Source organism: Acinetobacter sp. AS167, from assembly GCF_037152175.1.
In the GTDB taxonomy this organism is placed as follows: domain Bacteria; phylum Pseudomonadota; class Gammaproteobacteria; order Pseudomonadales; family Moraxellaceae; genus Acinetobacter.
The window spans coordinates 327,749-349,512 of the sequence record NZ_JBBCMP010000003.1; the positions used below are offsets into that span (position 1 = coordinate 327,749).

General features: G+C 40.1%; 19 protein-coding genes and 1 riboswitch. Of the genes, 2 read left to right on the forward strand and 17 right to left on the reverse strand.

Annotated features, from left to right (window positions below; all coding sequences use genetic code 11):
• Positions 1–104: 104 nt before the first annotated feature.
• From WFN33_RS07985 to WFN33_RS08005, 5 genes are all read right to left on the reverse strand, one after another.
• On the reverse strand, positions 105–1,052 hold the full coding sequence (locus WFN33_RS07985; RefSeq protein WP_336952430.1) for a pirin family protein: 948 nt from the start codon (positions 1,050–1,052) through the stop codon (positions 105–107).
• Between the two features lie 264 nt (positions 1,053–1,316).
• The gene (locus WFN33_RS07990; protein ID WP_419326949.1) at positions 1,317–1,640 is read right to left on the reverse strand and encodes a DUF2798 domain-containing protein; all 324 of its coding nucleotides are present in this window, start codon (positions 1,638–1,640) and stop codon (positions 1,317–1,319) included.
• Positions 1,633–1,935 (reverse strand): DUF3861 domain-containing protein, encoded by a 303-nt coding sequence (locus WFN33_RS07995; protein ID WP_336952432.1) that lies wholly within the window; start codon positions 1,933–1,935, stop codon positions 1,633–1,635. The genes WFN33_RS07990 and WFN33_RS07995 overlap by 8 nt, the downstream gene beginning before the upstream one ends.
• A gap of 381 nt (positions 1,936–2,316) precedes the next feature.
• Entirely contained in the window at positions 2,317–2,706 is a 390-nt protein-coding gene (locus WFN33_RS08000; RefSeq protein ID WP_336952434.1) for a Fur family transcriptional regulator, read from the reverse strand.
• 38 nt (positions 2,707–2,744) lie between these two features.
• Positions 2,745–3,287, reverse strand: coding sequence for a PadR family transcriptional regulator (locus tag WFN33_RS08005; protein WP_336952436.1), 543 nt, complete (start codon positions 3,285–3,287; stop codon positions 2,745–2,747).
• 360 nt (positions 3,288–3,647) lie between these two features.
• On the opposite strand from WFN33_RS08005, the gene WFN33_RS08010 reads away from it, so the two are divergent.
• The gene (locus WFN33_RS08010) at positions 3,648–4,409 is read left to right on the forward strand and encodes a putative porin (RefSeq protein ID WP_336952438.1); all 762 of its coding nucleotides are present in this window, start codon (positions 3,648–3,650) and stop codon (positions 4,407–4,409) included.
• Positions 4,410–4,464: 55 nt separating this feature from the next.
• On the opposite strand, the gene recJ is transcribed toward WFN33_RS08010, so the two are convergent.
• The 10 genes from recJ to WFN33_RS08060 form a co-directional block, all read right to left on the reverse strand.
• Entirely contained in the window at positions 4,465–6,168 is a 1,704-nt protein-coding gene (recJ, locus tag WFN33_RS08015; protein WP_336952440.1) for a single-stranded-DNA-specific exonuclease RecJ, read from the reverse strand.
• Positions 6,169–6,825, reverse strand: a complete 657-nt coding sequence (pdxH, locus tag WFN33_RS08020; RefSeq protein WP_336952442.1) for a pyridoxamine 5'-phosphate oxidase — start codon at positions 6,823–6,825, stop codon at positions 6,169–6,171.
• 32 nt (positions 6,826–6,857) lie between these two features.
• Positions 6,858–8,189 (reverse strand): phosphoglucosamine mutase, encoded by a 1,332-nt coding sequence (gene glmM, locus WFN33_RS08025; protein WP_336952444.1) that lies wholly within the window; start codon positions 8,187–8,189, stop codon positions 6,858–6,860.
• A gap of 118 nt (positions 8,190–8,307) precedes the next feature.
• Positions 8,308–9,774 carry an IMP dehydrogenase gene (gene guaB, locus WFN33_RS08030; protein WP_004718605.1) on the reverse strand — a complete coding sequence of 489 codons (1,467 nt, stop codon included), beginning with the start codon at positions 9,772–9,774 and terminating at the stop codon, positions 8,308–8,310.
• A 489-nt stretch (positions 9,775–10,263) separates the two neighbouring features.
• A complete protein-coding gene (locus tag WFN33_RS08035; protein ID WP_336952445.1) occupies positions 10,264–10,629 on the reverse strand; it encodes a YkgJ family cysteine cluster protein in 366 nt (121 codons plus the stop codon).
• Between the two features lie 89 nt (positions 10,630–10,718).
• Positions 10,719–11,516: an MBL fold metallo-hydrolase gene (locus WFN33_RS08040; protein ID WP_004718609.1), complete on the reverse strand. Its 798-nt coding sequence runs from the start codon at positions 11,514–11,516 to the stop codon at positions 10,719–10,721.
• Between the two features lie 213 nt (positions 11,517–11,729).
• On the reverse strand, positions 11,730–12,308 hold the full coding sequence (locus WFN33_RS08045; protein ID WP_336952447.1) for a TMEM165/GDT1 family protein: 579 nt from the start codon (positions 12,306–12,308) through the stop codon (positions 11,730–11,732).
• Positions 12,309–12,396: 88 nt separating this feature from the next.
• Positions 12,397–12,554: riboswitch (yybP-ykoY riboswitch) on the reverse strand.
• Between the two features lie 549 nt (positions 12,555–13,103).
• Positions 13,104–15,083 (reverse strand): 2-oxo acid dehydrogenase subunit E2, encoded by a 1,980-nt coding sequence (locus WFN33_RS08050; protein WP_336952449.1) that lies wholly within the window; start codon positions 15,081–15,083, stop codon positions 13,104–13,106.
• Positions 15,083–17,791, reverse strand: coding sequence for a pyruvate dehydrogenase (acetyl-transferring), homodimeric type (gene aceE, locus WFN33_RS08055; RefSeq protein ID WP_336952451.1), 2,709 nt, complete (start codon positions 17,789–17,791; stop codon positions 15,083–15,085). The genes WFN33_RS08050 and aceE overlap by 1 nt, the downstream gene beginning before the upstream one ends.
• 287 nt (positions 17,792–18,078) lie before the next feature.
• The gene (locus tag WFN33_RS08060; RefSeq protein ID WP_336952453.1) at positions 18,079–18,756 is read right to left on the reverse strand and encodes a M23 family metallopeptidase; all 678 of its coding nucleotides are present in this window, start codon (positions 18,754–18,756) and stop codon (positions 18,079–18,081) included.
• Positions 18,757–18,861: 105 nt separating this feature from the next.
• Between WFN33_RS08060 and WFN33_RS08065 the strand changes: the two genes are divergently transcribed.
• The gene (locus WFN33_RS08065; RefSeq protein ID WP_336952455.1) at positions 18,862–19,311 is read left to right on the forward strand and encodes a DUF721 domain-containing protein; all 450 of its coding nucleotides are present in this window, start codon (positions 18,862–18,864) and stop codon (positions 19,309–19,311) included.
• Between the two features lie 97 nt (positions 19,312–19,408).
• Here WFN33_RS08065 and lpxC read toward each other — a convergent pair whose 3' ends face one another.
• Together lpxC and ftsZ are read right to left on the reverse strand one after the other, a co-directional pair.
• Positions 19,409–20,311, reverse strand: coding sequence for a UDP-3-O-acyl-N-acetylglucosamine deacetylase (lpxC, locus tag WFN33_RS08070; RefSeq protein ID WP_016539103.1), 903 nt, complete (start codon positions 20,309–20,311; stop codon positions 19,409–19,411).
• Between the two features lie 125 nt (positions 20,312–20,436).
• Positions 20,437–21,630 (reverse strand): cell division protein FtsZ, encoded by a 1,194-nt coding sequence (gene ftsZ, locus WFN33_RS08075; protein ID WP_336952457.1) that lies wholly within the window; start codon positions 21,628–21,630, stop codon positions 20,437–20,439.
• Positions 21,631–21,764 lie beyond the last annotated feature (134 nt).

The following is a 21,764-nucleotide window of genomic DNA, read 5'->3' on the forward strand; positions in this document are numbered from 1 at the left end:
AAATAAAATTTGTAAACGCAACACTTGCGCTAAAGGCTGGTCAAATACACCTTTAACGCAAATTATTTAGTTTGAATCCATATTACAATGCACAATGCAGCACATCACTTCGATGCTCGCATCTTGTCTGGGAATGCTGGTGCTTCTAAACGTGGACCATCATAATCAGGGATCGTTCCAAAACGGACATCCTGATTTGCCCATTGTTCTGTTGCTGTTTTTAGTTCTTCCTGTGTTCTGCCCACAAGATTCCACCACAGTAAAATAGGCGACTCAAAAGGTTCACCACCTATCAACAGTAAACGCGAGCCTTTTGGTAGTTCAACCTCAATCTGAGAAATTCCAGGTTCAATCACTACCATATTGTCACTATTTAAATCATGACCATTGACGGTTGCTTCACCTTCTAATGCCATAAATCCATATTCAAAATGAGGATTCAGTGGAATACGTGTCTTGGTTGATTCTTTTGCAAAAAAATCGATCCCCACTAATTCTGTATGCACTTTGACAGGAGATTTGATATTCATGAATTCACCGACTAAAACTGTAAATTCAATATGATCCTGCTCGACAACTGGTAATTCTGGATAATGATCAAACTGCGGTGCCATATTGATCTTATCATCAGGCAATGCAATCCAAAGCTGTGCAGCATGCATTCTGGTTTCAGTATCGGGAGCAACTTCTGTATGGGAAATTCCATAACCCGCAGTCATCAGATTCACTTGTTTAGGACGAATCAATTGTTTAGAGCCGATGCTGTCTGTATGCATCATCGTCCCTTCGATCATCCAAGTGAAAGTCTGTAATCCAATATGTGGATGCGGTCCGACATCCAATCCATCTCCCTGAGGAAATACCACTGGGCCAGCGTGATCTAAAAAGCACCATGCGCCAATCATGCGTTTTTGACGGCTTGGTAATGCACGTTTAATGACGGTGCCTTTGCCTATTTCTGCTGAACGAATTGGAAAATCTTGAATAAACTGATTCACGTATTTTTCACAATCGTCAGAGTTAGAAATCTCGGTATAGTTGGTATTGGTCATGTTGTTATCCTAAATTTGTCCATCAGCTCAGGACGTTATTTCAACTTCTACAATTTCATTTTATTTAGCTTATCGGTTTTATATACATTGGCCTATAGCTATCTTAATACGCTGAATACTATCAATAGGACAATAATAGTTTGGTTTTTGTTATGCATTTTCTGATCACAAAATTTGGAAACAATACTTTACCAAATTGAATATTCACGTTGGAATGTTTATAGACTCGTAGTCGCACCATGACATGTTCAAGTCTTGATCGAATTAAGCAGAAGGTGGTGGATTAAGATCCACAAATAATCCTGTGAAACGGCGAACCAGAGGTAAAAAAATTAATACTGTGGGAAAGGCAATCATCCATGAAAATAGCCAGACGCTAAACCATTTTGTAAAAAATCCATCAAACCAACCTACATTCTTCCATAAGTTAATCATGGAAATGGTGGCACTCATTAAAGCTGAAAGTATGAATGGCATAATCCACGCGGCATATTTTGCTGGTAATTTAGGAATTCCAGCAAAAATCATGGCAGGTTTATGTTGATGGCCTCTATTCTCGATCTTGGTTTCTGGTTTTAAATCACGCATTTTTCTTGACGTTCTGCTTTAAGTTTTTCATAAATTGTTTAACTGCTGGTTCAAAGTCTTGAAATAGCACATGATCGCGATGGGTAATTATAACTTCTAAAAAGAGTTTTAGTCCTACAGCAAATGCTTTGGTGGTTTCTTCATCAAAAAAATCAGCAGCTTTTAAGCGCTCTACAATTTGGAAAATATCATCGTGATTACCCACATTAAATTCGATATTTTCATCATAAGTTGATGGATGACCTTGCGCATCTGCAAGATGTTGAACAGTCACATGATATTGATGTTGTTTCATAAGATTTCTCTAACTTGTTAAATATTCGCCGTTGTTTAATGAAGGGTCTGTTGACAATTCGTCTACGTTTGCGACTAGGTGTGTTTTTTAAACGATACTAGGCGCGAGATAAGAAATTTAGTCATTCTAAATGATGAGAAACGTCGTTTCGCAAGGTAACGACGTAGCGGCAAAAAACACGCTAGTCCCCTGCTGCGCCTTGCGCTGCAAACAAAGCAGTGCTTTTTTCTTGCTCAGGGTTGTGGCTAAAATTATCTCAGCCTTCGTTATAAAACTCGAAAATAGTCTCGCTATTCTCTTCGTTTCATGCTTTACGACGTATACGTCTCATGCTCAATTTTAACCTACAACGCAAGCCATTTATGAAATGGCAACAGACCCTCATGTGGTACTAAATTTAATATCCAAAACATCAATATCAAACGCTTGAAAAACCTGCTCCACTGAGGCGATTAAAGACGCTTTATTGATCTGGGTCAGGTCGGCACATTGGATATTGAGTGACTCCACTTCGGATAAATAAGGTAAAGCATACTTAACTTCATCTCTACCGTGCAGATTTTGAGTAATCAAACCGACTTTCTCTAGATCGCTCACCACTCGATATATAGTGGATAAACTGATCTGCTTATTTTGTACATATAACTGCTGATAAATCTGCTTTGCTGTCAGTTGTGCTTTTTGATCCAACAGTGCTTTGAATACAATCACTCTTGCTTGGGTCACTTTTAAATTTGCCTGACGCAGTTTTTGTTGTATCTCACTACTCATGTCTCACCTAAACCTTCTATTGCCCTGTTATTGCATTGTTATAAACGCCCAATTTCTACTGCGGCTTGATCAATTTTTTCAGCGACTTGTCTAACTTGCTCGGCATCAAAATCTTTACCCTTGAGCTTTAAGCGCAATGATGTTTTTAAGTTTTCCATCGCACGATGAATATCCAAATATTGGTCATTTTCATGAATTTCGCGTCGAGTTTCCAAACGCTCTAATAAGTGTTTGATATGCGCGTGCTGCTCTTTTAAATGTAATTTTCCAGCATCTGTAATGTGATATTGCTTACGATCACCTTCTGTATTTTCAGCATGTAGAAAGCCAATTTCTTCAAGATAGGTCAGAGTTGGATAGATCGTGCCCGAACTTGGAGTATAGCCGCCACCGACTAGATCACTGATGGCTTTAATAATTTCATAACCATGTTTTGGCTGTTGCTGTATCAAATGTAAAACCAAAAGCTTCATTTTACCTGATTCAAATAACCGACCTCGTCGTCCACCATAACCTCGTTCGGTATGCTGTTCACGATGCTCAAAGTCATTTTGTGAATGAATATGTCGCTCTAATTTCATCTTTATTTTTCTCAAATTGATCAATTTATAATTATTAAGATATATCTTAATAAGTCTTAATACAACATTATATTACAGAATAAATTTTAATATTTTGATAAATAAGCAATTAAATTATTTTAAATCGATTTATCTTAAAAATTTAAGATATAAAAAGACAGGTAAAGTCTTTCAATAGCATCTATTGGCTATTTTCATTGTTGTTCCGGATTGCTTAAAGCTTTAGCCAATTTCTCGTTTTTATGCTTTTTGACAGTAAACTTTTAATTTACAGATCTTTAGTCTTGACATGGCGTTTAATTTACATACAATGCGATTTGTAACAAAAAATTAATATTTTTATAACAAAAGGGTCACACAATGTTTAAGAAAACTTTATTTGCTGCATTACTTGCTACTTCTTTTGGGTCTGCACATGCATACCAAGCTGAAATTGGTGGTTCACTCGGCATTGTTGATCCAGATAAAGGGGATACATCTACTGCTTTTGCTATTGATGGAACATATTATTTTAACCCTGTTCAAGTTAAAAACAACCCATTAAACGAAGCGGCCTTTCTAGATCGCGCAAGCAACGTAAGTGCTGGGATTAGCTATATCGATTATGATGCCTACGATGTAACAGCATATGGTGTTGGTATTGAATATTTTGTTCCAAATACCGATTTTTATGCAAGTGCTGCTATTGGGCGCTCAACAGCTAAGGCCGATCATGTAGATGATTTAGATACGACAACTTACTCTGCTGAAGTCGGTTACTTGCCAATCCCAGGTCTTTTGGTTGCTGTTGGTTTAGCAGGCTATGATAATGATTTTAATGATGATATAGATCCAACTATCCGCGCTAAATATGTCACTCAAGTGGGTCGCTATGATATGAATTTTGAAGGCGATGCAAAATTTGGTGATATCGATGATTACAGCGTAGGTACAGATTTATATCTAGATAAAACCTTCAGTGTCGGATTGGCTTATTCAGGTAGCCGTGCTGATGGTAATGATGAAGACAGCTTTACAATTCGTGCAAAAAAATTCTTTACTCAACAAATCAGCTTAGAAGGTTCTGTTGATTTTGAAGATGATGATAATGTTTACGGTCTTCGCGCTGCTTACCGCTTCTAATTATTGATAAACTTTAAAAAACCGCTCTTGTATAAGCGGTTTTTTATCTCTAAATTTACTGCTCTAAATGCAGCATTCTTAACTGTAAACTCACATTGCCATTAAATTGATTTTTATCCAATTCATAAACAATACGTACCCTATCTTGCATGGGATCAAAATTGAATTTATCACGTACATTAAAGGCAATCGCATCAATCGGTTGGCCATTTTCCAAAGCTAAACGCAATTTCAGATGCACTTCTTTTAACCAACGATAATCGATGACTTTAAAACGCCCTTCAAATACCGGTGCAGGAAACTTTTGCCCCCACGGTCCTAATTGCGCCAAAGTCTCTACAGTTTGCAGTTGAAATGCTTGAGCAGGTAATTCACCATCCGTCCACAACACCGCTTGGAATAGTGCATCATCTGATTGAGCAACCAACTCAGTAAAACGTTGTTTAAATTCTTCAAAATGTTGCTTTTGAATGGTCAAACCCGCTGCTGCTGCATGCCCACCAAAATGACTAATCAAATCAGGATATTGCTCGGCAACCTTTTCAATACTGTCTCGAATATGAATACCATCAATTGAACGTGCGGAACCTTTGATATGAATTCCATCTTTATCTGCCGCAAATACAATACTGGGACGATGAAATTGCTCTTTTAAACGTCCTGCTACAATACCAATCACACCTTGATGCCAATGCTCTTCAAACATAACCAGCGCTGCGGGTAAATGGTCTTGATCAAGCTGTAGATTTTCCAACTCTGCCAAAGCCTCTTGTTTGATCTCCGATTCAACTTGACGGCGTTCTAAGTTTAAATCATTGAGTTGGCGTGCCAAAGTGTGAGCTGATTGAATATCGGTTGCCAAAAGACATTCAATACCTATGTCCATGGTTTCCATACGCCCTGCGGCATTAAGACGCGGGCCTAACACAAAACCTAAATCAGATGCTTTTAACTCAGCAGGATCACGCGCGGCAATATCTAATAAGGCACTGATTCCAGCACGACATTGATTTTGCTGAATTCTTTTAACACCAGCATCCACTAAGATACGATTATTATGATCTAGACTAGCAACATCAGCATAGGTACCTAAAGCAACTAAATCCAAATATTGTGGCATTTTTGCGGCAGATTTACCCAATTTTGCCCGATGGCTACTTAACTTTGCTAATAGGTAAAATGCGACTCCGACACCTGCTAAAGCCTTGCTCGGAAATTCGCAGCCTAACTGATTGGGATTGACAACCGCTTCAGCCTGAGGGGGCTCTTTTGTGGTCAAATGATGATCAGTAATGATCACCTGCATCCCATGTGATTGTGCTTGTGCTACACCGGCATGACTGGAAATTCCATTGTCGACTGTAATTAATAGATCAGGCTGATATCTTTCAAAAGCCAAATCAGCAATTTTAGGGGTTAAGCCATAACCATACTTAAAACGATCTGGAACGAGGTATTCAACATTGGCGGCCATTTCTCGTAAAGCCAAGATCATCAGTGCGGTACTGGTTGCACCATCGGCATCATAATCACCCACAATCACTATTTTTTTGTGTTGGTCTAAGGCCTGATCAATAATTTGAATGGCTTGTTCTAGACCTTTCATTTCTGGTGCAAGTAAATATTTAAGTTTCAAATCTAATTCTTGTTCAGATTGCACACCTCGACGGGCCAAAATTTCAGCAATAAAGGGTAACACGCCCTGAAAATTTTCAGGGCGTGTAATCAAAGGTCGTTGTTTAATTTGTAATTTTTGCATTTATGGCATCAAACGTTGTATTGTCCAAGATCCAGCGACTTTTTCATAAGTGAGGCGATCATGTAAGCGATTTGGGCGACCTTGCCAGAATTCATAATACGTCGGCTCTAAACGATAGCCTCCCCAAAATTCTGGTTTAGCCAATTCATTTTTTTCAGCCACTTGCTCATACAACGCTTGAAAACGCTGTTGTAAACGTTCCCGACTTTCAATCACGCCACTTTGTGGCGTGCTGATATGCGCTGCAATTTGGCTATCACGAGGACGTTTATGATAATAATCAGTAGACTCTTGTTCAGATATTTTCTGAACTTGACCACCCACACGGACTTGTCGCTCAAGCTCAGGCCAATAGAATAGCAATTCTGCATAAGGATTTTCAGCTAAATCTAAGCCTTTTTGACTGTCATAATTGGTATAAAAATCATAACCAGCCTCCGTAGCACCACGTAATAACACGGTACGTACATGTGGTCGCCCTTGTGCATTTGCGGTTGCCAACGACATTGCATAAGGTTCATGTAGTTTTGCTTCTAAAGCCAAATTAAACCAATTGAGAAACTGCTCATGAGGATGAGCATCGACCTGCTCCTCATGTAGTTCACCTTTTTGATAAGTCAGACGAAGCTCACTTAAGTCTTTAATTACATCACGCATGAAGCAAAACCTTCTACAGACGATACAATATTTTAAGCTGCATTTTGACGAACAGCATCTGCTAAATGATTTGCCAAATCAGTTACTTCTTGCAGATTATCACCTTCCACCATAACACGAATGATCGGCTCCGTCCCTGACTTACGAATTAAAATTCGTCCACGTCCTTTAAGTGCAGCTTCTACTTTATCAAACTCTGCAACCAATGCCGGTACTGCAAAGGGGTCAAACATTTGTTCAAGTCGTACATTGACTAAAACATTAGGTAAAGTTTTAAAATCTGCTACCAATTCATCTAAAGATTTATTCTGCTCAACCAATACAGTTAAGACTTGGAGGGCTGCAATGATTGCATCACCAGTTGTACTCTTATCTAAAGTCAGAATATGACCAGATGGCTCACCACCAATCACCCAGTTATTTTCTTCTAAATTTTGTAATACATAGCGATCACCAACTTTAGCACGTACAAAAGGAACTTTGGCTTTTTCAAGTGCTAACTCTAATGCCATATTACTCATGACTGTACCCACGATACCTGCTGGTTTTTGCGACGCTTGTGTCGCTAAAATATACAGGATATGGTCGCCATCAACCAAGTTACCAAAACGATCGACCAAAACCACCCGATCAGCATCACCATCAAAAGCAATGCCTAAATCAGCTTGATGCTCAATCACTGCTTTTTGTAAATTTTCAGGATGTGTCGAACCGCAATCCTTATTGATATTTAAACCATCTGGCTCATTAAAAAGTGCAATAACTTTCGCACCTAATTCACGAAATACTGCTGGGCCTACGCTATAGGCTGCACCATTGGCACAATCCACCACAATTTTTAAATGACGCAAGTTGAAATGATAGGGGAATGTCGATTTACAAAATTCGATATAACGACCATTGGCATCTTTAACACGGACACTCTTACCTAGGTTTGCTGTGTCTTCAATAACAATATCATTCTCAAGCTCTCGATTAATCGCATCTTGAATGGTATCTGGAAGCTTTTTCCCTTCATCTGAGAAGAATTTAATGCCATTATCAAAATAAGGGTTATGCGAAGCAGAAATCACGATACCTAAATTTGCATGCAATGCACGGGTTAAATGAGCAATTGCAGGGGTCGGTAGTGGCCCAAGCAAGTGTACATAAACACCAGCTGCATTGAGGCCCGCCTGTAAGGCTGCTTCAAGAATATAACCAGACAAACGCGTATCTTTACCTAACACCACAATCGGCTTTGATTTAGGGCTAATTTGCTTTAATACTTTTCCTGCTGCAAATCCGAGTTTAAGTGCAAATTCTGGGGTAATTGGGAGTTCACCAAATTTTCCACGAATCCCGTCTGTTCCAAAATAACTCATTTTTTACCCACTTATTATGTGTTGTATAACAATCAATTTTTAACTTTTACTACTTTACACCAAAATAAAAAAGCCGTCATAAACTGACGGCTTTTTCCAATCAAAATATTACAAAAGATTAACCTACACGATAGTTCGGCGCTTCTTTAGTAATCGTTACATCATGCACATGTGACTCTTGCATACCTGCGGCAGTAATTTTCACAAATTTTGCATTTTGGCGTAAGTCTTCAATCGTAGCAGAACCCGTATAGCCCATAGATGAACGTAAACCACCCATCATTTGATGTACGATATTGCCCATTGGACCTTTGTACGGTACGCGACCTTCAATACCTTCAGGTACCAACTTCTCAGCGCCCGCTTTTGAGTCTTGGAAATAACGATCTGCAGAACCCGTCGCACCCGCCATTGCACCCAAAGAACCCATACCACGGTATGCTTTGTAATAGCGACCTTGGAAAAATTCAACTTCACCTGGCGCTTCTTCAGTACCTGCCATGAGTGAACCCACCATAATCGTACTTGCACCAGCACCAATCGCTTTCGCCATATCCCCAGAAAAACGGATACCGCCATCAGCAATTAATGGAATTTGATCTTTCAATGCATTAGCAACACTATCAATTGCAGAGATTTGTGGCATACCAATACCAGCAACAATACGTGTAGTACAGATTGAACCAGGACCAATACCCACTTTAACGGCATCTGCACCAGCATCAAGTAACGCCAAAGCAGCATCACCCGTTGCAATATTACCGCCAATGACTTGAACTTGAGGGAAGTTTGCTTTTACCCAACGGACACGCTCAATTACACCCGCAGAATGACCATGTGCAGTATCTACAACAATTGCATCGACCCCGGCTTCAACCAAAGCTTCAACACGGCTTGGAGTTTCAGCACCCGTACCCACCGCTGCACCAACACGTAAACGACCTAACTCATCTTTACAGCTGTTTGGATAAGATTCCGCTTTACGGAAATCTGTAACAGTAATTAAGCCTTTTAATGCATTGCTTTCATCAACCACCAATACTTTTTCAATACGGTGTTTTTGCAATAATGCTTGAATATTTTCTTTAGATTCATTTTCACGAACAGTCACAAGACGATCTTGTCCTGTCATGATATTGCTTACTGGTTGTTCCAAGTTCGTTACAAAACGAGTATCTCGGCCAGTCACAATTCCAACCACTTTGCCATCTTTAACGACAGGTACACCACTGATATTGTTGGCTTGCGTAATTGCCATCAAATCACGAATTGTGGTTTCAGGTGTCACGGTAATCGGATCTTTCACCATTCCCGCTTCGAATTTTTTTACACGGCGAACTTCTGCAGCTTGTGCAGAAATATCCATGTTTTTATGTAAAATACCAATACCACCGTTTTGCGCCATTGCAATCGCCATACGTGACTCAGTCACAGTATCCATTGCTGCTGAAACCATAGGGATGTTCAGTTGAATGCCGCGTGTGAGGCGTGTCTTTAGAGAGACATCTTTTGGGAGGATAGTAGAATAGGCAGGGAGTAATAAGACATCATCGAAGGTTAGCGCTTCTTGAACGATGGTCAACATAACAGTCTCGCTGGTAATTTCCGTGAGCTATTATATACAAATTTCCGTTCAATTTTCATTTTTTATTACGTGGATTTCTTTTATTCTCAATCTCACTTTATTTTTCAGTATCTTATTGAAATAAAAATAGGCTTTGAATATAAGATTTTAGTGGATTTAACACTGCAGCAAAGTGTCGACTTACAGTCTCTGCTTTTAAAGTAACAGCTAGGCTTTCATCAAAAACCCTACTGAACATATGATTATATTGAGTAGCGCAGTCAAGATAGCTTAAATCCAAAAAGCTTGCCCCATTTGATGATGCTTTTTCAACAGGATGGACTATATATTTGTCCATATTCAAGCGCAGCTGTATGGGAGGAGCTCGACAGTATTTAACAGCGCAACAGCTGACTTTTACACTGGTTGATTATTCAGATTAATCCACTCTTTACCAAGTAGAATACTGAATATAAACATTCTTCTATCCTAAATTTTTCCACTTAAGTTTTAACATACCTGATCAAAGTCTTCATCATTGCTGGGGGTAGCTACCTCGATTTCGATCAGCGGAATCAAACCATAGCCTTGTCTTGCTTTTGCACATTGAGAATCACCAGCATGTACCTGTTTGCATGAAGAACTCCGTTGTTCATACATACTACAGCTGACTTGCTGTCCAATCTCACCTTTTAATGCCACACAACGCGGTTGCTTTTGATTGGTGCCCTGCATACAAGAATACACTGCTGTCAAAGGTTCGACATAATCTGCTGGCATGGCTTCTCCTTCTGCCCAATAAAATGAGACTCGGAAAAAGGCGCAACACGCCCCGCAACTTAAGCACGCATCCTGTGCTGATATTTGTGACAACATTTTTTTAAGATTCTCGTTATCAATTTAAAATTTTGGCAAGAAAATCCTAAAAAAAGTCGCACTCAAACTCAATATATTTTTTGAATTTTTTATTGCGGACAGGTAAACACGGACTCATCCATCAAATCGACACCACATTGTAAATTTTCGATCCAGTCTAAAAACTGATGAATCATCTCTTTACCAATAAACGGCTTACCATGTTGTGGCACAATCATTTCAATATCCATTTGACGTACCATTTTCACCCATAAACGGATCACCCGATTGGTACACATATAGCGCTGATGAAAACCATGCATGGTTGGAATGTGCATTGCAAAATCTTCAATTGGTTTCGAAGCATCATCAACAATCGATGCCCCCATATCACCTGAGAATAAAATTTTTGAAATTGGATCGTAAAACTGGAAATTTCCAACGGAATGTAGGAAATGCGCAGGAACTACGATAATGCGCGTTTCTCCCAATGGAATAGAGCCTCCTTGGTCAGGCAATTCGATCAGACGCTCTAACCAGCCCCCTTTCATACGATCACTCATAAATGCGGAATTTAAATGAGGTAAAAAGCGTGCCCATAATTTAGATGCGACCACTTTGGCATCGGTATAGACCAACCAACGTGGCATAGAAGTAATGATGTCGGGGTCTTGGTGAGATGCCATGACATAGTCTAGATTTTGTAATCGGGTGTATTTATTAAGCTCCATGGTCAGTGGCACATAGGTCAAATCACCGCCCGGATCTAATACTGCTGCACGTTCATTATTTAAAATAAGAAACTGATTGGCTTGTACACCTTCACCTTTCACCAAACTGGTAAAACTTATACATTTATGAGTGCCATTATCAAACAAAACTTGCGATGTGGTGCGATCTAAAGCCATACCAGAAACCCCAAAACCTTTTTTAAAATAAATCTTTAGTTATCCCATACAACATATAAGGTTTTCTTCAAAGTTACAATAAATCTACAACCTAAGTTTAAAGATTATTTGTGTCATCATTCTCAAAATAGTAAAAAACCCAACATTAAGTTGGGTTTTCAGCTTTAAAAATAGATGACTTTATTGATGTTCAATCAGCTAGGAGAATTGAGCTTAAAAAAAGTAATGCTGAACTAAAGCCGCGACACCAATAATAAAGAAGATTGCAGCTCCAATTTTATGAATCAACGCAATAGGTAATTTATCCGCCAATTTATTGCCAATAAATACAGCAGGTGCATTGACCAACATAATCCCCAATGTGGTCCCTAGGGTTACCCAACCGATGCTGTCAAAGCGTGCAGCAAGTGCCACTGTGGCGATTTGAGTTTTATCGCCAATTTCTGCAAGGAAGAATAATACAAAGGTTGCACCAAAGACCCCATATTTTTGCCATTTATTAATACTTTCAGATTCATCATCCAATTCATCTGGAATCAGCATCCACCCAGCCATACCAATAAAGCCAAGTGATACAATCCAAAGTAAAACTGTCGGGCTAAGGACCGTGGTAATCCACTGACCAAGCACAGCCGATACACCATGATTGACAATAGTTGCCAATAAAATTGCAATTAAAATCGGAATAGGTTTACGAAAACGTGCAGCAAGAAGTAATGCGAGTAGTTGTGTTTTATCGCCCATTTCGGACAAAGCGACAACCACTAAAGAGATGAGGAAGGCATTTAACATTTCAAAGTCTCTGGCTAGCAATATTTACCGATGACTTATCCCTCCTGCTAGCCAATATGAATAGTTGCCTATTCAACGCGGAGTGATAAATCAAAGGTCTTGCCAACAAAAGATAGCTGAGTAAACACCTTCAGCTAAATTGGTTCTTTGCTATGATGACCATACTCTGTTGAGTAATTATGTTGATCATCACCCATTTATCATCTCGCAGATGACAAACAGCGGCTACTCCCCAATGAAGTACAGCTATTCTACAACGCTTTATCGATCATTTTCAATTTTTAAAAATTAAAAAATTTAAAGCTCAGATAAACTTCAAAAAATATCGTACCGAAGCATTTTTAATACCCGCATAGAATAAATTCAATTTCGTTCCTCACTAATTTTGAACCCTAGATGGTTATCCTATTGTGGGGCGACATGAATGTCGCCGTTGGCCGGGGTTACAGGACGTACCCCTCACCCAACATGAGCAAAAACAAAGCATAGCTTTGTTTGCAGCGCAAGGTTTAACATCCCCCTACCAAAAGTGAAGCATCGCTTACGCAATAGTATTTAAACTTTGAATGTAAGGTGTGGCATTGCACGCTTTTTTATAATCAGATAATTTGTTTTTCATATAATTGATTTAATAAAAAATATTAATTAAGAGAAATTATATTCTTGTGCCTGAGTTTTTTGACAGATTGACGATATTGAATGATAACTTTAAAGCAGGTTCGAAAATTATTGATAAAACAAAATTAGATGCATAAAAAAACCTCGCCTAAAGCGAGGTCTTCTATGATTTAAAACTTAAAGCAAGATGTTACGAATATCTGATAACAACTTGGTCAATTTATTGGTAAATCGCGCAGCATCTGCACCATTAATCACACGATGGTCATAAGACAATGACAATGGCAACATCAGTTTTGGATCAAAGCCTGAGCCATTCCATACTGGTTGCATCGTTGCAGGTGAAATACCCAAAATCGCAACTTGAGGCCAGTTCACCAATGGTGTAAATGCAGTACCGCCAATTGAACCTAGGCTGGTAATGGTAAAGTTTGCACCTTGTAAGTCCTTCGGAGAAAGTTTCTTATCACGTGCTTTCTTACTCAGCTCTCCCAATTCAATGGCAATTTGCTTAATCGATTTTTGATCAGGATTACGCAATACTGGAACAGTTAAACCATCTGGTGTCGCCACAGCGATGCCCATATGAATTTCTTTACGCAATACCACAGACTTTTGATCATCTGCCAAGTGACCCGCGAAATAAGGCTCTTCTTTGAGTAGGAACGCCACCGATTTTGCAATAAAGGCAAGGATCGTTAAGCTAATACCATCTTGCTTAAATTTCCCTTTTAACTCACCGCGCCAAGCTTCTAGCTCAGTAATATCGGCTAAATCAAATTGTGTCACTTGTGGAATAAAATTGTTTAATGACAATTGCGGTACAGACACTTGCTGTAAACGCGTCATTGGCGCAATTTCACTACCACCAAATGCACTGAAATCTGGTAATGCAGGCAAACCTGAAGCGACTGGCGCAGCAGATGTTTGAGCTGCTGCTTGTGGAGCAGTCAATTTGGCTTTAACAAAAGCAAAAACATCATCCTTCATCACACGTTCATGAGGGCCAGAGGCCTCGACTTGTGATAAAACCACACCCAGTTCACGCGCAAGCTTACGCACAGCAGGACCAGCGTAAACTTTAGCATTTTCAGCTTGTTGCGCTTTAGATAACTTTTCAGTACCCGCTTGAGCAACTGCTACTTCAGCTTTTGGCGCTGATGTTGCCGTTTTTGCGACTGGTGTTGATGCAGTTTGTACTGCTTGAGCAGCTGGCTTTTCTTGTGGTGCTGGTGCAGTTTGACCTTGTGCTTCAATCGTCACCAAAGCAGTGCCCTGACTCACAGACTGATTCAATTCCACATGGATCGCCGTCACCGTACCTGCAACCGTACTTGGCACTTCTACAGAGGCTTTATCTGACTCCGCAACGCAAAGGCTTTGGTCTTTTTCAACTTGATCGCCTACGCTCACCAAGATTTCAGAAATTGTTGCCTTATCTACACCAAGATCAGGAACAGCAACTTCAACTTTACCCGATTGAGCTGGCGCTGATGCTTCTGGTGCAGCAGTTTGAGTCGGTGTTGCTGATGTTTGTTGAGGTGCTTCAGCAGGCGCTGCCGATGAAGTCGTTGCAGCGCCTGCAGTTTTCACTGTAATCAGCACCACACCTTCTTTAACATTATCGCCTTCTTTGACCACAACACTTTCAACCGTGCCGGCAACGGTACTTGGAACTTCAACCGTTGCTTTATCCGATTCCACTACAACGATACTGTCATCTACCGCAATTTCGTCGCCCACTTTAACCAGAACTTCGCCGACCAAAGCTTTTTCAACACCAATATCTGGCACTTGAACTTCAACTGTTTGAGATGAAGCTGTCGCAGATGCAGCAGGCGCCACAGATTCAACTTTAGTTTCTACAGCAGGTTCAGTTTTTGCAGCTTCTTGAGCAGGCTGTGCGGGTGTTTCTGTCTCTGTTGCATCCGCAGATTCAACTTCGATCAATACAGCACCTTCTGAAACCTCATCACCTTCCGTAACGGCAATACTTTTAACCACACCTGCTGAAGTGCTTGGCACTTCAACAGAGGCTTTGTCTGACTCAAGTAGAACGATACTGTCATCAACAGCGATGGTATCCCCTACTTTCACCAAGATTTCTGCAACAGTGGCCTTATCAACGCCAATATCAGGAGTTTTAACTTGCATCATTATTTCTCCTCTGTCACTTCAGTATAAGCAGCAACTTCTTGTACAGATGGATGCGCTTGCGGTAACCATGCAACTGGACGATCAACATCAAGTTCAAATGAAGAGATTGCATCTTTGACTAATCGTGGATCAACTTCACCTTCATCTGCAAGTTTTTTCAATGTTGCAACCACAATATGTGCTGCATCTACACCAAAGTAACTACGTAAATTACTGCGTGTATCTGAACGGCCATAACCATCTGTACCTAAAGTTACGTATGGACGGCTATCTGGAAGGTAAGCGCGGATCTGTTCGCTATACGCACGCATATGATCTGTTGCTGAAACAACAATACCATCCGTGTCACGTAATTGCTGAGAAACCCAAGACTCTTTACCGTCTTCAAGTGGATGCAGGCGATTGTATTCTTCAACAGCCATACCATCACGTGCCAACTCATTGAAGCTTGTTACACTCCATACATTGGAATGGATTTGGTATTCATCACGTAAAATTTGCCCAGCTTTAATCACTTCACGCAGAATCACGCCTGAACCCAATAACTGAACTGTGGCTTTTTCATCTTTATTGAACAAGTACATACCACGTTTGATGCCTTCTTCAGCACCTTCAGGCAATGCCGGTTGATCATAATTTTCATTCATGAGAGTCAAGTAGTAGAACACACGTTCCTGATTCACATACATACGTTGTAAAGCATCATGCACAATCACGGCTAACTCATAACCAAAGCAAGGATCATAAGCTACACAGTTTGGAATCGTACCTGCCAAGATATGAGAATGACCATCTTGGTGTTGTAAACCTTCACCATTTAATGTTGTACGACCAGCTGTTGCACCACACAAGAAGCCTTGTGCCTGAGAGTCACCTGCTGCCCATGCAATATCCCCAATACGTTGGAAACCAAACATTGAGTAATACATATACATCGGAATCATTGGTAAGTTATTGGTTGAATAACTGGTACCCAATGCTGACCAAGCGCTCATTGCACCTGCTTCATTGATCCCTTCTTGCAACATGTGACCATCTTTTGCTTCACGATAGTTCATGAGCTGTTCTTGGTCTTCTGGGGTATAGTTTTGTCCATGCGCAGCATAGATACCCAACTGACGGAACATACCTTCTAAACCGAAAGTACGTGCTTCATCAGGCACGATAGGCACAACACGATCTTTAATGGCTTTTTCTTTTAACAAAGCTGCAATCAAGCGCACCATAACCATCGTAGTTGATTGCTCTTTACCACCACTGCCTTTAAGTACACCATCAAATACTGAAATCTCAGGAATCGCCAATACTTCGCTGTCTTTACGACGTGCAGGCAAATAACCACCTAAAGCTTCACGACGTGCTTTCATATATTTCAATTCAGGTGAGTTTTCACCTGGACGATAAAATGGAAGCTCTTCGAGTTGCTCATCAGAGAATGGTAAATTAAAACGGTCACGTACATATTTCAATGAATCGTGTTGCATTTTCTTGATTTGGTGGGTTTTGTTGACAGCTTCAATTTCGTCAGACAAACCATAACCTTTGACAGTTTTCGCCAAGATTACAGTCGGTTGACCATTGCTGGTCATTGCTGCGGCATACGCAGCATATACTTTGTATGGGTCATGACCACCGCGATTCAGATTATCAATATCTTCATCGCTTAAGCCTTTTACCAACTCCGCGGCTTCTGGGTATTTACCAAAGAATTTTTCACGGGTATAAGCACCACCTTTTACTTGGTAGCGTTGGTATTCACCATCTAGCGTTTCATCCATACGGGCTTTCAAAGCACCTGATGTATCTTTGTCAAGCAAAGGATCCCAATGACGACCCCATACGACTTTAATCACACGCCAACCTGCACCACGGAATAGTGACTCCAACTCTTGGATAATTTTACCATTACCACGAACTGGACCATCTAGACGCTGTAAGTTACAGTTCACTACCCAGATTAAATTGTCTAATTTTTCACGACCCGCAAGCGAGATTGCACCTAAACTTTCTGGTTCATCCATTTCACCATCGCCAAGATACGCCCAAACCTTACGGTTCTCTTCTTTAATCAAACCACGATTCATCAAGTATTTTTGAATATGTGCTTGATAAATTGACATGATTGGACCAAGGCCCATCGATACGGTTGGAAACTGCCAATAATCAGGCATTAAATAAGGATGCGGGTAACTTGAAAGTCCCTGACCACCCACTTCACGACGGAAATTACTCAACTGATCTTCGGTCAAACGACCTTCTAAAAATGAACGTGCGTAAATACCTGGTGCACAATGACCTTGGTAATAGATCATATCGCCACCAAAGCTATCGCTATTGGCACGGAAGAAATGGTTAAAACCGACATCATATAGGGTCGCTGAAGACGCGAAACTTGCCAAGTGACCACCTAAGTCATCACCTGTTTTATTGGCACGTAAAACCATTGCCAAAGCATTCCAACGAATTAATGCTCTAATACGACGCTCCATATCTTGGTCGCCTGGCATCGCTGGAGATTCTTCTACTGGAATGGTATTTAAATAAGGGGTATTTAGACGCTGAATAGGTACATGCTTCGAAATTGCTTGTTGATATAATTTTTCTAATAAAAACGCAGCACGATCAGTGCCCATATGCTGGAGCACTGAATCAAAGGCATCTTGCCATTCTTGTGTTTCCTGAGCGTCGCTATCACCATAATACGCCATTTCCCACTTACTCCTTGAATAGTTTTCTATATATTATATGTATCATGTTTTGGGCATGTTAAGTTATCGTTACAGCCAAATGCAGATTGTGAGGATTATTTAGCAACTAAATAGTTGTTGACTAATTGACACTTAAAATAACAAAAAACCGCCAATAAAGGCGGTTTTTTATACAAAATATTTTTTATTTGATGATAGTCTGAATACAGTATTTAATTCATCGCGACTACGAATTCAACCATGCATACAGAGCATCAGTCATACTTTCAACAATGAAAGGGTTAAGGTTATGGTAACATTGCTAAGTAAGAAGATGGATTTTTACGTTGACCATCTTTCACTACTTCATAATGTAAATGTGGACCAGTACAACGACCAGTACAACCCACGTTGGCAATATGTTCACCTGCCTTAACTTGATCACCTACACGTGCAATTAGACGTGAAGCGTGTGCATAACGCGTGATATAGCCATTGCCATGGTTGATTTCTACATATTGACCATAACCCGTACCCCAACCAGACTTGGTGACAATACCAGGACCTGTTGCATAAATTGGTGTACCACTTGGCGCTGAAAGATCTAAACCAGAATGATGTTCGGCACGACCACCCATTGTGCGACCACCGAAGTCAGAGCTTACGCGCTTCATATCCGGCAGAGGATGAGTGACTAACCAAGAATATGGAGAGTTTGCAGTATAACGAGAAGCAGAGTTTGAGCTAGAACCGTATTTTTTAGCGATACTTGCATTGTTTAACTCGATTGGTACATCTTTGCTACGCAAAGTAATATTCATCTTTGCTGAAGCAGGAAGATCTAAATCATCTGGATTGTAAGAGCCTTGTGATAAAGTCTTTGATAATTGTTCTAAACGATCTGGTGATTGAACCAAGTCTGCAAATGCAGCAGTTGCAGCGGAAGCTGCTAAAGTAAAAGCCAATAAAATACGTCGCGTATGCATAAAAACCTCTTTAACTGTTCTTAGTCAAGTTTCTTGAGTGATCTCATCCTTGATATCTATCAAAATGAACGCTTAAGATAGGACATAAATATGTAGGAACCATGTATGTCTGAACCAAAAAACGTCTTTCAACCAACAAGACAACACTTAAAAACAGGAAACTTATCGTTTCTTACAAAGCAAGTTGCCGAATGGCAAAAACTTACTAAATTAATTCAACCGCTACTCCCTCAACCTGAGGATTGGCGAGTTGTCTGTTATCAATACGGTATTTTGACCATCACCGGTGAAAATCAAGCCATGATTAGTCAACTCGGTTATCTTCAAAAACAGTATATTTCTCAATTATCACAAATCAACGAACTTCGTGATTTACAAAAACTGCAAGTTCGTTTACGTATTCAAAACAGCAATACTGAAACACCCCTACAATCCCATAAAACTGTAAGAAGCATACAACCTGCAACATCTGAAATGTTACAAAATGCCGCTAGTTTTGTGAGCGACCCTAAGCTTAGCCAAGCTTTACTACGTTTGGCAAGCAATAAAAAGTAAACTGATTAGATTAAATTAAGGTTAAAACTGATCAAAATATGATAAATATCACACTTTTCATTGTTACCTTATAACACAATGCCTAAAAGACAAAGACTTATGTCACGTTGACAAAATGAATTGGGCACAGCTTCTCGTCATCAAATGTTACAATTTCATAGCTGCTTGGATCGCTTTTAACATTGCGTAAAAGCTGATTGTTAAGTGCATGACCCGATTTATAGCCATCGAATTTGGCAATGATTTGATGCCCAAGTAGGTACAAATCACCCACAGCATCCAAAATTTTATGGCGAACAAACTCATCGGCAAAACGTAGACCTTCTTCATTGACTACGCCAGTATCATCTAAACCGACAGCATTATCTAAACTTGCACCTAGCGCCAGATTATTGGCTTTTAAATAATCTAAATCTTTCATGAAACCAAAAGTACGTGCACCACTCACTTCATAAACAAAAGTTTCTGTAGAAAAATCAATGGTTGCTGACTGATATTCTTTTGCAAAGGCTGGGTGATCAAAGTCAATGGTAAAATTAATTTGAAAACCATCGTGTGGGGTAAAAATCGCGCGTTTATCTTCAATCAATGCTTCAACAGGTTTGAGAATCCGAATAAATTTTTTCGGTGCATCCTGTTCGACTAATTCACCCTGCATAAGTAAATATATGAATGGGCCTGCACTACCGTCCATAATCGGTATTTCAGAAGCAGATACTTCTATAATCAGGTTATCTATACCTAAACCTGCAATTGCACTGGTCACATGTTCAATGGTTCCAACTTTAGTTTCATGGCTGACCAAATTAGAACACATGAATGCTTCTTGAATTAGCATTGCATCTGCTGGAAGATCTACAGGTGGATTTAAATCGATACGGCGAAATACAATACCCCCGTCCGCCACATGTGGCAAAAAGTTAATCATGACTTTTTGTCCGCTATGTAGTCCGATGCCACTCGCTTTAACGACTCGCTTCAGGGTACGTTGTTTCAACATGCTAATTCGGTCTTCATTCTCAAATCCGCTATACGTTAGCACATTTAGCCATTGATAAAAAACAAAAAAGGTAATGAATCTCACTACCTTTTTCGTTAATCTTAATTATTTTTAATAATTATCAATTATTTACGCTGTTGATTTTTCAAATAATCTTGAATACTCATTGGCGTAGAACGACCACTTGAACTTGGTGCTGCAACAGGTGCACCGTCTTCTTGACGTTTATTAATCGCCGGAACATCATCTTCATCAACAACAGTGCTGTGGCTGGCTTGTTGGCTATATGACTGCGCAACGTTACTGATATGGGTTCTACGTTTTGCTTCAGTGGCATCACTGGCATTACGTGTTAAACCTGTTGCAATCACAGTGACACGAATTTCATCGCGCGCATCTGGATCAAATACAGTACCAAAGAACACTTCACCTTCTTCAAGGTCAACAATCTGGTTCACAACATCTGTAATCACTTCGGTTTCACGTAAAGTCACATCAGCGCCGCCAGTGATGTTAATCAACACTCCTTTAGCATTCATGATATTTACATTATCCAATAACGGACTACGGATCGCCAACCGTGCAGCTTCTTCAGCACGGTCTGGACCGCTACTCTTGCCTTCACCCATCATCGCATAACCACGTGTACTCATCGCAGTTTTCAAGTCAGCAAAGTCAAGGTTAATGTGACCCGGACGAACAACTAGATCAAAAATACTACGTACTGCATTCAGCAATACGTCATCTGCTTTACGGTAAGCATCTTGCATAGAGATGTCACCATAAACGCTGAGTAAACGTTGGTTCGGTATAATAATTAAAGAATCAACATGTTGTTCTAATGCTTCAATGCCTTTTTCAGCCGAACGTTGACGACGACGACCTTCAAAGTTAAATGGCGTTGTCACCACACCCACAGTAAGAATGCCCATTTCTTGAGCAATCTCAGCAACAACTGGTGCAGCACCTGTACCTGTACCACCGCCCATTCCAGCAGTCACAAACACCATATCCGCACCTTCAAGGTGTTGACGGATTTGCTCACGACTTTCTTCAGCGGCAATTTGACCTACATCTGGATTGGCACCAGCACCCAAACCACGTGTGCTTTGCTCACCAAGTTGCATTTTGAAAGGAGCATTCATTCGATCAAGGGCTTGCTTGTCTGTATTTGCACAAACAAATTTCACACCTTTAATGTCAGATTGCACCATGTGTTGTACAGCATTACCACCGCCGCCACCAACACCAAACACAGTAAAACGGGCTTGACCGTTGTTATCGGTTTGTCCATCGTCTAAAAATTCAAATGAGGCCATGACCTTTAGATTTCCTAATATAATTTGGCAGTCACTTAAGCCCGTATACTGCCTTGATCTTCAATAATAAAAATTGTTTTTAGGATGCTGTTCATTGCAGAGCTTGTCAAGTATTGGACAGAACACTTACAACT